General features: G+C 65.1%; 8 protein-coding genes. 7 read left to right on the top strand and 1 reads right to left on the bottom strand.

Annotated features, from left to right (window positions below):
- Window positions 1-17 precede the first annotated feature (17 nt).
- Entirely contained in the window at window positions 18-521 is a 504-nt protein-coding gene (locus QCE58_RS27790) for a DUF6496 domain-containing protein (RefSeq protein WP_250521770.1), read from the top strand.
- Here the strand turns inward: QCE58_RS27790 and QCE58_RS27785 are convergent.
- Window positions 506-1,429 carry a LysR family transcriptional regulator gene (locus QCE58_RS27785; RefSeq protein ID WP_250458005.1) on the bottom strand — a complete coding sequence of 308 codons (924 nt, stop codon included), beginning with the start codon at window positions 1,427-1,429 and terminating at the stop codon, window positions 506-508. The two genes, QCE58_RS27790 and QCE58_RS27785, sit on opposite strands and share 16 nt — an antisense overlap.
- A gap of 114 nt (window positions 1,430-1,543) precedes the next feature.
- Between QCE58_RS27785 and QCE58_RS27780 the strand changes: the two genes are divergently transcribed.
- The 6 genes from QCE58_RS27780 (at window position 1,544) to QCE58_RS27755 (ending at window position 12,087) form a co-directional block, all read left to right on the top strand.
- The gene (locus QCE58_RS27780) at window positions 1,544-2,314 is read left to right on the top strand and encodes a transporter substrate-binding domain-containing protein (RefSeq protein ID WP_250521769.1); all 771 of its coding nucleotides are present in this window, start codon (window positions 1,544-1,546) and stop codon (window positions 2,312-2,314) included.
- Between the two features lie 2 nt (window positions 2,315-2,316).
- Window positions 2,317-3,441, top strand: coding sequence for a succinylglutamate desuccinylase/aspartoacylase family protein (locus tag QCE58_RS27775; RefSeq protein WP_250521768.1), 1,125 nt, complete (start codon window positions 2,317-2,319; stop codon window positions 3,439-3,441).
- 63 nt (window positions 3,442-3,504) lie between these two features.
- Window positions 3,505-4,395, top strand: coding sequence for an alpha/beta fold hydrolase (locus tag QCE58_RS27770; RefSeq protein WP_008352942.1), 891 nt, complete (start codon window positions 3,505-3,507; stop codon window positions 4,393-4,395).
- Window positions 4,396-4,572: 177 nt separating this feature from the next.
- On the top strand, window positions 4,573-10,386 hold the full coding sequence (uvrA, locus tag QCE58_RS27765; RefSeq protein ID WP_250521767.1) for an excinuclease ABC subunit UvrA: 5,814 nt from the start codon (window positions 4,573-4,575) through the stop codon (window positions 10,384-10,386).
- On the top strand, window positions 10,376-10,795 hold the full coding sequence (locus QCE58_RS27760; RefSeq protein ID WP_250521766.1) for an ACT domain-containing protein: 420 nt from the start codon (window positions 10,376-10,378) through the stop codon (window positions 10,793-10,795). The genes uvrA and QCE58_RS27760 overlap by 11 nt, the downstream gene beginning before the upstream one ends.
- An 11-nt stretch (window positions 10,796-10,806) precedes the next feature.
- Complete coding sequence (locus QCE58_RS27755) at window positions 10,807-12,087, top strand: DUF445 domain-containing protein (protein WP_250521765.1); 1,281 nt, start codon at window positions 10,807-10,809, stop codon at window positions 12,085-12,087.
- Window positions 12,088-12,253: the final 166 nt, after the last annotated feature.

The raw sequence follows: 12,253 nt of genomic DNA, 5'->3' as shown, positions 1-12,253 counted from the left end.
CACCAAGGAGGTCCGACATGCCCGAAAAGAAAACTCTCGAGCGCGCGGCGAAAGCCAAACGCGAAGGCAAGTCCCCGAGCACGCAAGCCGGCGCATTCGTGAAGGAGCAGATCGATCACGTTCGCGAGGGCAAGCACGGCGCGAAATCGGCGAAGCAGGCCATCGCCATCGGTTTGTCCGAGGCGCGTCGCTCAGGCGTGAAGATGAAGCCGCCGAAGAAGGGCACGGCGTCCGAGGCGACACGCAAGAAGGCCGCGCAGGACACCAAGGCCGCGCATCGGACGAAGAAGAGCCCGAGCACGGAGTCGAAGGCGAAGCGCTCGGCAACGTCCACGCGCGTGCTCAAGCGCGAAAGCACCAAGGCCGCTTCGCACAAGTCGCTGTCGCGGCAGACGCATGCAGTCGCGAGCCGGCGCTCGGCGGCGGATCGCTCGGCAGCCGCGAAGAAGGGCTGGGCGACGCGCCGCAGGAACGCGGCCGCGAAGTCCAAAGGCTCGCATGCGCGTCACGCATCGCGTTGAGTCGGCAGCATCCGGGCGTACGACACGGCCATCGTCGCGAGTTCCTGCGCGGCGGGCGTGAGCGGCACGCCCGCGCGGCGCAGCAGGCAGACGGGCGTTCTACCGGCACGTTCGGCGATCGGCACGATCTCGACGTGCTCGCGAAAGAACGGATGTCCGGCGAGGCTCGCGGGTTCGAGCCCGAGATAATCGCTCGACGCAAGGCAATGCAGCGTGTCGAAGACCGCTTCGGTCGTCGCGGCGATGCGCGGCGGCGCGAGCTTCGCGTGCTCGAAGAGCGCCGATAGCTTGTTGGCCGGCGCGCCGCCGCCGCGCTGGCGTGTGCTGACCCATTCGGCGTTCTGCAAGTCGGCCAGTGCGCGCGAACGTGCGAGCGGATGACCGCGCCGCGCGATCACCGCGACGTCGGAATCGAAGAGCGGCGTCGTTTCCATGTCGTGGATGTCCGCGCCCGGTGCGATGAGCGCGAGCGCGAAATCGAGGCTGCCGTCGCGGACCCACGAAGTCAGCATCCGCGACGTCGCGCTCGTCAGATGCACATCGATGCGCGGACAGCGCTCCCGATAGCTCGCCAGCAGCGCGGGAAAAAGCCGCATCGTCGCTTCGGCCGCGAGTCCGAGCGCGACGCGACCCGTCAGTTCGCCGCGCAACTGGCGCATCTCGTCTTCCGTCTTGCGGCATTCCCCCAGAATCAAGTCGGCGCGTACACGCAAGCGCTCGCCGATCGGCGTGAGCCGCGCGCCGCGCACGTCGCGTTCGAAGAGCGGCCCGCCCGCGATCGCTTCGAGCTTCTGCAACTGCTGCGTGATGCCGCTTTGCGCAACGTCGAGCCGGCGCGCGGCGGCGCGCACGCTGCCCGCATCGGCGACGGCGACGAACATGCGCAACTGCGTGAGAGTCAGATCCACGTTCGGCGTCTCCGTCGGTGATCTCAAAAACTGAACATGATAAGCAAAACGCCTCTTTTTGCGAGCGTTTTGGGCCCGTACCATCGGTGGCCACAATCAGGAGGCACCGCGTTCATGCTCAGACTCAGCACGCTTTTTCTCGCCGCCGCGCTCGCCGCCGCCGCGCCGGTTCACGCTAAAGACGCCGACACCTTGCGCCTCGGCATCGATCCCGGTTATCCGCCGATGGACGTGAAGACGCCCGATGGCCACGTCGCGGGCTTCGACGTGGATCTCGGCGATGAAATCTGCCGCCGCATCGCGATGCGCTGCCAGTGGGTCGAACTCGAGTTCTCGGGGATGATTCCCGCGCTGCAGGCCCGCAAGATCGACGGGATCATGTCGTCGATGGCGATCACCGACAAGCGCATGAAGCAGATCGCTTTCTCCACCAAGCTCTTCCAGTTCCGCTCGCGGCTGATCGCGAAGCAGGGCGCGCCGCTCACGGCGAGCGCGCAGGGCTTGCGCGGCAAGCGCATCGGCGTGCAGAGCGGCAGCCAGTTCGAAACCTACGCGATGAAGAACTGGCAGCCGGGCGGCGTCGAAGTGGTCGCGTATCAGAGCATGGACGGCGTGCTCAACGATCTGACCGCGGGACGCATCGATGCCGCGCTGCTCGGTTCCGTCGAAGCGGAGCACGGCTTTCTGAAGACGCCGCGCGGCGCGGGCTTCGCGTTCGTCGGCGAGCCGCTGTCGATGGGCGATCACGGCGTCGGCATGGGTCTGCGGCACGAGGATGCGGCGCTGAAGGCCCAGGTCGACAAGGCCGTGGGCGACATGCGCGCGGACGGCACGTATCAAAGAATCGCGCGCAAGTATTTCGATTTCGACGTCTACGGCGACTGAACATGCACACTCAACGTCATCCGCTCGTGTCGACGACGCTCGGCACGTCGCGCGAACTCGTCAGCTTTCATTTCGGCGATGCCGCGAACGGCGAAAGCGTTTATCTGCAAGCGTCGCTGCACGCCGACGAAACCCCCGCCATGCTCACCGCGTGGACCTTGAAGCAGCGTCTCGCCGCGCTCGAAGCCGAAGGGCGCATCGGCGGCGAAATCGTGCTGGTGCCGGTGGCGAATCCCATCGGCTTGTCGCAGCATGTGCTCGGGCAATTCCTCGGGCGCTTCGAGGCGAACAGCGGCCACAACTTCAACCGCAATTTTCCGATGCCGTCCGCTGCCGCGCTGATCGAACGCGTGGGCGCGCGCTTATCGTCCGGCGATGCCGCGCACAACGCGCGTCTGCTGCGCGGCGCGCTCGTCGAGATGCTCGGCGAAATGACCGCGAAGAACGAGTTCGAATCGCTGCGGCTTGCGCTGCTCGGGCTGGCGTCGAAAGCGGATGTCGTGCTCGATCTGCATTGCTCGCTCGAAGCGACGATGCACATCTACACGAGTCCCGCGAGCTGGCCCGCGATCGAGCCGCTCGCGCGCTATCTCGGCGCGAACGGCGTGCTGCTGGCGACGGATTCGGGCGGTCAATCTTTCGACGAGGTTCATGCGCTTTTGTGGAACGAGCTGCGCGAGCGCCTCGGCGATGCAACGCCGCTCGGCGCGCCGAACATTGCGGCGACGATCGAGCATCGCGGCCAGCGCGATGTCGATTACGACACGGCGTCGCATGATGCGGAGGCCATCGTCGATTATCTGATCGCGCGCGGCGTGATCGAAGGCGAGGCGAAGGACGCGCCGCCGCTCGCGCAGGCCGCGACGCCGCTCGCGGGCAGCCAGCAACTGACGGCGCCGGCGAGCGGAATCGTCGTGTATCGCGCGAAAGTGGGCGCGCGGCTGCAAGCGGGCGATCCGGTGTTCGATATCGTCGATCCGGTCACCGACTCGGTGACGACCGTCACGACGGCCAACGACGGCGTGTTCTACATGCGACGCGCGGTCCGCTTCGTGTACGCGGGCGCGCCGATGGGGCGCGTAACGGGTGAGAAGGCGATCAGGAGCGGGGTGTTGATCGGGGCGTGAGCGCGCCGAGCGCGTGTTTTCACTGCTCGCTAGAATGACTCCTCGCTTTCGAGGAGTCTCGCCATGCTGGATTTCGCACGCCACGCGCGCACGCTGACGCTCGATATTTCTTACGCCGATTCCGGTCCCGCCGACGCGCCCGTCGTGCTGCTGATCCACGGATGGCCGGATGCGGCGCGCGCGTGGAATGCCGTGGCCGCGCGGCTCAACGACGCCGGCTATCGAACCGTCGTGCCGGAGTTGCGCGGGGCGGGCGGCACGCGTTTCCTGCGCGACGACGCCGTGCGCGACGGCTCGGGCGTCGCGCTCGCGCGAGACGCCGTCGATCTCGCCGATGCGCTCGGCATCGCCACGTTCGATGTCGTCGGCCACGACTGGGGCGCGCGCGCCGCCTACACGATCGCCACGCTGTTTCCCGAGCGCGTGCGCCGCATGGCCGCGCTCGCGCTGGCGTATCAGCCGCGCGGCGTCTTCGAATTGCCCGACTTCTCGCAGGCGCGGCGCTTCTGGTACCAATGGTTCATGTCGCTCGACGGCGGCCCGGACGCCGTCGCCGCCGATCCCAAAGGCTTCGCGCGCATCCAGTGGGACACATGGTCGCCGCCCGGCTGGTTCGACGAAGCCGAATTCGCGGCGACGGCGCGCGCATTCGACAATCCCGACTGGGTGCCGATCACGCTGAACGCGTATCGCCGGCGCTGGCGGAGCGATCAGCCGTCCGATCCGGCGCTCGCCGATCTGTACGCGCGGCTTGCGACGATCGATCGCATCGGCGTACCGGCCTTGATGATTCAAGGCGGCGCGGACGCCTGCGACGAACCGGCGAGCTCGGAAGGCCAAGCGCGCTACTTCACGGCGGGCTATCGGCGCGTCGTTATCGATGGCGCCGGGCATTTTCCGCTGCGCGAGGCGCCGGATGCCGTCGCGGATGCGGTCATCGAACATCTGAAGTGATCGCCGAGCAGGCGAGCGCCTTGCGCAGTGTCACCGGACACTTCCGACACGTTTGGCGGCAAACACTGTATGCGTGTACAGTACTGATCGCTATGGCGGCCACGCACTTCCGAACACTCGTGCGACCTCGTCGAACACTTCGAGGATGCCGCCTAACTCATTGAACCGGTTGAAAAATTGGCATCGAATAACGCAATCCGCATTCGCGGCGCACGTCAGCACAACCTCAAGAATCTCGATCTCGACCTGCACACCGGCCAGATGACGGTCGTGACCGGCCCGTCCGGTTCCGGCAAGTCGAGCCTCGTGTTCGACACGCTCTACGCGGAAGGCCAGCGGCGCTACGTCGAAACCTTCAGCGCGTACGCGCGCCAGTTTCTCGACCGGATGGACCGTCCGCAGGTCGATCGCGTGGACGGCGTGCCGCCCGCGATCGCCATCGACCAGACGAATCCGGTGCGCAGTTCGCGTTCGACCGTCGGCACGATGACCGAACTGAACGATCATCTGAAGCTCTTCTACGCGCGCGCCGCCGAACTTTTCGACAAGAAGACGTCGCATCGCGTGCGTCACGACACGCCCGAGACGATCTACGCCGAACTGCTCGAACGCACGCGGGCCGATGATCCGCGTCTCGCGATCACGTTTCCGGTCGAATTGCCCGACACCGCGAGCGACGAGGAGGTCGAGCAGTGGCTCTCCGCGAGCGGCTATACGCGCGTGCAGGCGAAACGCCACGTCGAAACCGCAAGCGGCAAACGGCAGATGCTCGATGTCGTCGCGGATCGTTTTCGCTTGCAGAACATCGAGCGTTCGCGTGCGCTGGAGGCGATCGAAAGCGCGTTGCTGCGCGGCACGGGCCGCGTCGACGTCTATGTGCTGAAAGACGAAGGCGAGCCGGAGATCTGGCGTTTTTCCACCGGCCTGCACAGCCCGGAAAGCGATCTGCGCTACGCCGATCCGCAGCCGGCGCTGTTCTCGTTCAATTCCGCGTATGGCGCTTGCGAGACGTGCCGCGGCTTCGGACGCGTGATCGGCGTCGATTACGGTCTCGTCATCCCCGATGAAAAGAAGACGCTGCGCGAAGGCGCGATCAAGACATTGCAGACGCCCGCGTGGAAAGAGAACCAGGACGATCTCGTGCGCTACGGCGCGAAGGCGGGCATTCGCCTCGGCGTGCCGTGGAAGGATCTCACGCAGCAGGAGCGCGACTGGGTCATCAAGGGCTCGCCGGACTGGACGGGCAAGTGGCAGAACCAGTGGTACGGCGTGCAGCGTTTCTTCGATTATCTGGAGTCGAAGGCGTACAAGATGCACATCCGCGTGCTGCTGTCGAAATATCGCAGCTATACGACGTGTCCGGTGTGCGCCGGCGCGCGTCTGAAAACCGAATCGCTGCTGTGGCGTCTCGGCACGAAGGAACAGGCCGACGCAGTGCTTGCGCCGCAAGATCGCTTCATGCCGGAAGGCGTCGACTGGACGCGCGCGCAACTCGAAGCGCTGCCGGGCCTCACAGTGCACGATCTGATGCTGATGCCGATCGAGCGCATCCGCCGCTTCTTCGATTCGCTGACGCTGCCATCGACCTTGCTCGACGAAGCGCTCAAGCTCTTGCACGCCGAGGTCCGCACGCGCCTGAAATATCTCTGCGATGTCGGTCTCGGTTATCTGACGCTCGATCGCCAGTCGCGCACGCTGTCCGGCGGCGAAGTGCAGCGCATCAATCTGACGACCGCGCTCGGCACGTCGCTCGTGAACACGCTGTTCGTGCTCGATGAACCGAGCATCGGTTTGCATCCGCGCGATCTGAACCGCATCGTCGAAGCGATGCATCGTCTGCGCGACGCGGGCAATACGCTCGTCGTCGTCGAGCACGATCCGTCGGTGATGCTCGCGGCCGATCGTCTCATCGACATGGGACCGGGTCCGGGCGAGCGCGGCGGGCAGATCGTCTATGACGGCGCACCCGACGACATTCAAGTCACCGACACACTCACCGGCGCGTATCTCGGCGGCCGCAAGCATGTCGCGCATGCGTCGAACTGGAATCGCCGCGTCGTCGATGCGAACACGCCGCGCCTCACGCTCGAAGGCGCGAGCGATCACAACCTGCGCGACGTCACGGTCGACATTCCGCTGCAACGTCTCGTGTGCGTGACGGGCGTATCGGGCTCGGGCAAATCGACGCTGATCCAGGACGTGCTCGCGCCCGCGCTGATGCGTCACTTCGGCAAGGCGACGGAAGCGCCCGGCGCGTATCGCGACCTGAAGGGCGCGGAGCATTTGAGCGACGTCGTGTTCGTCGATCAGTCGCCGATCGGCCGCACGGCGCGCTCGAATCCGGCGAGCTATGTCGGCGCGTTCGACGAAATTCGCAAGCTCTATGCGAAGGCGCCGCTCGCGTTGCAGCGCGGCTATAGCGCGAGCATGTTCAGCTTCAACTCGGGCGATGGACGCTGCCCGACGTGCGGCGGCTCGGGCTTCGAGCACGTCGAGATGCAGTTCCTGAGCGATGTCTACTTGCGTTGCCCCGATTGCGACGGACGCCGTTATCGCGCGGAAATCCTCGAAGTGAAGATCGAGCGCGGCGATCGTCAGTTGAGCGTCGCCGATGTGCTCGAACTGACGGTGAGCGAAGCCGTCGCGCTGTTCGCCGGCGACAAGGAAGTGCTGCGCGTGCTGCAGCCGATCGTCGATGTCGGTCTCGAATACGTGAAGCTCGGCCAGCCCGTGCCGACGCTTTCGGGCGGCGAGGCGCAGCGTCTGAAGCTCGCGGGCTTTCTCGCGGAAACGTCGCAGACCAGCAAGAGCGAAAGCCGTCTCTTCATGTTCGACGAGCCGACGACGGGCCTGCATTTCGACGACATCGCGAAGCTGATGCAGGCACTGCGGCGCCTGCTCGAACGCGGTCATTCGCTGATCGTCATCGAACACAATCTCGATGTGATTCGCGCGGCCGACTGGATCATCGATCTCGGTCCGGAAGGCGGCGATGGCGGCGGGCAGCTCGTATGCGTCGGCACGCCGGACGATGTTTCGGCATGCGAACAATCGCATACGGGCCGCGCGCTGGTCGAATACGAAGAAGCGATGGCGCCCGGCGCGGCTCAAAAGCGCGCGGGCGTGCCGCTGCAACTCGCGGCGGAAGTCGCGAGCGCGCGACGTGCGTTGCAGGGCGAGAACGTGGTGCGGATCGTCAACGCGCGCGAGCACAATCTGAAGTCGCTCGATGTCGATATTCCGCATAACAAGTTCAACGTCGTGACGGGCGTGTCCGGTTCGGGCAAGTCGACGCTCGCGTTCGATATCCTTTTCCACGAAGGTCAGCGCCGTTACCTCGAATCGCTGAACGCATATGCGCGCTCCATCGTGCAGCCGGCGGGCCGTCCGGAAGTCGATGCCGTCTATGGCATTCCGCCGACCGTCGCGATCGAACAGCGCCTGTCGCGCGGCGGACGCAAATCGACGGTCGCGACGACATCCGAAGTCTGGCACTTCCTGCGCTTGCTGTACGTGAAGCTCGGCATTCAGCATTGCATTCACGATGGCACGCCGGTCCAGTCGCAAAGTTCCGAATCGATCGCCGCGCAGATCATGCGCGATTTCAAGGGGCAGCATGTCGGACTGCTCGCGCCGCTCGTCGTCAATCGCAAGGGCGTCTATACCGATCTCGCGAAATGGGCGAAGGCGCGCGGCAATACGCATCTGCGTGTGGATGGCGAATTTCTGCCCGTGAGTCCGTGGCCGAAGCTCGATCGCTTCCGTGAACATACGATCGAATTGCCGGTTGCGGATCTCGTCGTGTCGGCGGACAACGAAGCGGAACTGCGGCGTTTGCTCGACGACACGCTCGAAATCGGCAAGGGCGTCATGCATCTTTGCGCGCCGCTCGATGAATTGCATGGGTCGTGGCACGACGGCGCGCGTCGCGGCAAGGAAGAAACGCGCGTGTTCTCGACGAAGCGCGCGTGCCCGGTTTGCGGCACGAGTTATCCGGAGCTCGATCCGCGCATGTTCTCGTACAACAGCAAACACGGCTGGTGCAACACATGCGTCGGGACGGGCGTGAAGCTCACGCGCGAACAGCGCGCCGCGTTCGACGACACGCTCTTCGCGCAGGACGATCGCGGACGCGAGCAGAGCATCGGCTCGGTCGATCAGGAACCGGACGATATCGTGGATCAGCCCTGCCCGGAATGCGAAGGCACGCGTCTGAACGATGTTGCGCGCGCCGTCACGTTCGGCAATTATCCGATCACGGAAGTCGGACGATGGACCGTCAGCGATACGCGCGAGTGGATTGCATCGCTCAAGCTCAAGGGCCGCGATGCGGATATCGCGCGTGACGTGGTCAGTGAAATCGAAGGGCGCTTGCAATTCCTCGAAGAAGTCGGGCTCGGCTATTTGAGCCTCGATCGCGCCGCACCGACGCTTTCCGGCGGCGAAGCGCAGCGCATCCGTCTCGCGGCGCAACTCGGCAGTAATCTGCAAGGCGTGTGTTACGTGCTCGATGAACCGACCATCGGTTTGCATCCGCGCGACAACCTGATCCTGCTCTCCGCGCTCAAGAAGCTGAACGACAAGGGCAATACGCTCGTCGTCGTCGAGCATGACGAAGACACGATTCGCCGCGCGGATCACATCATCGATATCGGGCCGGGCGCGGGCAAGCGCGGCGGTACGGTCGTCGCGCAGGGCAACGTGACGGATCTCGCGGCGCACAAGGCGTCGCTCACGGGCCAGTTCCTCGCGAATCCGATCGTGCATCCGTTGCAGCCGCGCCGCGAAGTGCGCGCGGCGACCGCGAAGCGCGCCGCCGTGCCGGAGCAATGGCTGACGGTCGAAGGTGCGACGCTGCACAACTTGCGCAACGTGACGGCGACGATGCCGCTGAATCGGCTCGTCGCGATTACGGGCGTGTCGGGTTCGGGCAAATCGACGCTCGCGCGCGACGTGCTGATGACGAACCTGCTCGATGCCGTCGGCCGTTCGGTGTTGTCGTCGCCTGCGGTGCGGCGCGCGCGCAAGGCCGCGCAAGCGGACAAGCCCGCTGCCGGGTCGCGCGCCAGCGTGCTCGCGCGCGAAGCGCCGCGTCCGACGTTCGATGTCGCGCATGCGTGGCAGGGCTGCGCGGGCGTAACCGGTTTCGAGGCTATCGATCGCGTGCTCGAAGTCGATCAGACGCCGATCGGCAAGACGCCGCGTTCATGCCCGGCCACCTACATCGGCATGTGGGACACGATCCGCAAGCTCTTCGCCGATACGCTCGAAGCCCGCGCGCGCGGCTACACGCCGTCGCGTTTCTCGTTCAACACGGGCGATGGCCGTTGCCCGGCATGCGAAGGCCAGGGCGTGCGGACCATCGCGATGAGCTTCCTGCCCGATGTCAAAGTGCCGTGCGACGTGTGCCACGGCCAGCGCTTCAATCCGGAAACGCTCGCGGTGACATGGCGCGGCAAGAACATCGGCGAAGTGCTGACGATGGAGATCGACGAAGCCGTCGAGTTCTTCGCGTCGATGCAGAGCATCGCGCATCCGCTGCAATTGCTGCGCGATGTCGGCCTCGGCTATCTGACGCTCGGCCAGCCGTCGCCGACGCTGTCGGGCGGCGAGGCGCAGCGCATCAAGCTCGTCACCGAACTGTCGAAAGTGCGCGACGACGTCACGCGGCGCGGCCAGAAGCCGCCGCACACGCTTTATGTGCTCGATGAGCCGACCGTCGGCCTGCACATGGCGGACGTCGCGAAGCTGATACGCGTGCTGCATCGTCTGGTGGATGGCGGGCATAGCGTGATCGTCATCGAACACGATCTCGATGTGATCGCCGAAGCCGACTGGGTGCTCGATCTCGGCCCGGAAGGCGGCGTGAATGGCGGCACGATCGTCGCGGCGGCGGACCCGGACACGCTCGCGACGCATCCGCGCAGTCATACCGGCGCTGCGCTGCGGCCGGTTTTGGCGCGGACGGGGGAGACCGAAGATGCTGCGTGATCTCGATACGCTGATCGCGTCGATGGAGCCCGAATTGCAGCCGGGCGTGTACGTGTTTACGTCGCTGCTGCACGATGCGGTGGCGAGCGGCGCGGGCATCGTCGCGACGTTCCGCGAGCGCGAGGGATTGACGGTCGTGATGGAAGAAAGCGCGGCGCAGGCGGCCGGCGTCGCGCCGCTCTTTCGCGCGGCCTGGATCACGCTGACCGTTCATTCGGATCTGAACGCGGTCGGCTTGACGGCGGCGTTCGCGCGTGCGCTCGGCGAGGCGAACATCAGTTGCAATGTGATTGCGGCGGCGTATCACGATCACATCTTCGTTCCGGTCGAAGAGGGCGAACGCGCCGTCGAAGTCCTTCGGGATTTGCAACGCGCTGCTGGTAAGCTTTCGGCCTCATCAAAACCATGAAACCGACATAGATGGAAACGCAGGACAAAGCCGTCGCGCTGAGAAGAATGAAATGGTTCGCCGCCGGGCTGCTCGTCGCGGCCGGCGCCTTGTTCGCGCTCGCGAAAAGCCAGCACGATGCGGGCGCGTGGGCGTGGGTGTCGTCGTTCGCGGAAGCCGCGATGGTCGGCGCGCTCGCCGACTGGTTCGCGGTGGTCGCGCTGTTTCGGCATCCGCTTGGCGTGCCGATTCCGCACACCGCGATCCTGCCCGCGAACAAGGCGCGCGTCGCGGACAACCTGGCCGTGTTCGTTCGCGACCGTTTTCTCGGCACCGATGCGCTCGTCGCGCGCGTGAATGCGTTCGATCCGGCGAGCCGTCTGTCGATGTGGCTGGCCGAGCCTGCCAATGCCGAGTTGCTCGGCAGGAAGGCCGTTGGCGCGGTCGGGCAACTGCTGTCTTTCGTCGATGACGAGCGCGTGAAGTCGATGCTCTACGAGACGCTGCGCCGTCGCGCGGAGTCGTTCGATCTGGCGAGCGCGACGGGAAGCGTGCTGTCGACGCTGATATCGGACCGGCGTCATCAGTTGCTGCTCGATGAGGGCCTGAAGCAACTGGCCGGGTGGCTCGACAAGCCCGAAGTGCAGGAGATGCTCGCGACGCGCATCGTCGCGGTGGCGGGCGAGGAGTATCCGAAGCTCGTCGGTATGCTGGGATTCGTCGGACTGAATGCTGAAGACCTTGGCAACAAGTTTGCGGCCGGTCTCGTGCGCGGCGCGAATCAATGGCTGCACGATGTAAGCAGCGATCCCGAGCACGAGCGTCGCAAGGCTTTCGATGCGGCCGTGGAGCGGTTTGTCGAGCGGTTGAAGACGGATCCGGCGTTCAAGGCGCGCATCGACGAGCACAAGCGTGAGTGGCTGGAGCGGCCCGAGTTGCGGACATACGTGAACGGGCTGTGGGACGAGTTCATCGCGTGGCTCGATGCGGATATCAAGCGGCCGGATTCGGCGCTGCATGCGAAGGTCGTCGCGATGGCGGGCGGTTTTGCCGAGGCGCTCGGCAGCGATCCGGCATTACGCGAGTCGATTAACGAGCATATGCGCGATGCTTTGAAGGCGCTTGCGCCGGAGTTGCGCGATGGGATCGCGAAGCATATTGCCGCCACCGTCAAGCAGTGGGACGATGCGACGCTCGTCAGGGATGTTGAGCTTAATATTGGGCGGGATTTGCAGTTCATTCGCGTGAATGGGACGCTTGTGGGAGGCGCCGTCGGGATTTTGATTCACGCTGTGAGTGTGGTTCTTGGTTGATTTTGTTTCTTCGCTGGATCCCGTGATTGTGTCGGGTCGGGGTTTCGCCGGATCCCGTTTTCGCGTCGGTCTATTAGCGTTGCCCCTGTGCGGGGCGGCACTCACTTTCTTTGCTGCTGCAAAGAAAGTAAGCAAAGAAAGCAGCTTCCGATACGCCCGCGGTCAC

The sequence above is a fragment of the Caballeronia sp. LZ028 genome, assembly GCF_031451415.1.
GTDB classification, from domain to species: domain Bacteria; phylum Pseudomonadota; class Gammaproteobacteria; order Burkholderiales; family Burkholderiaceae; genus Caballeronia; species Caballeronia zhejiangensis.
This window is presented reverse-complemented; position numbering and strand designations above follow the sequence as displayed.

What these genes read in the sequence shown, in the direction of transcription:
- QCE58_RS27760 (WP_250521766.1), top strand. Translation starts at nt 10,376, where the DNA reads ATGCTGCGTGATCTCGATACGCTGATCGCGTCGATGGAGCCCGAATTG.
- QCE58_RS27770 (WP_008352942.1), top strand. Translation starts at nt 3,505, where the DNA reads ATGCTGGATTTCGCACGCCACGCGCGCACGCTGACGCTCGATATTTCT.
- QCE58_RS27780 (WP_250521769.1), top strand. Translation starts at nt 1,544, where the DNA reads ATGCTCAGACTCAGCACGCTTTTTCTCGCCGCCGCGCTCGCCGCCGCC.
- QCE58_RS27775 (WP_250521768.1), top strand. Translation starts at nt 2,317, where the DNA reads ATGCACACTCAACGTCATCCGCTCGTGTCGACGACGCTCGGCACGTCG.
- QCE58_RS27755 (WP_250521765.1), top strand. Translation starts at nt 10,807, where the DNA reads ATGGAAACGCAGGACAAAGCCGTCGCGCTGAGAAGAATGAAATGGTTC.
- QCE58_RS27790 (WP_250521770.1), top strand. Translation starts at nt 18, where the DNA reads ATGCCCGAAAAGAAAACTCTCGAGCGCGCGGCGAAAGCCAAACGCGAA.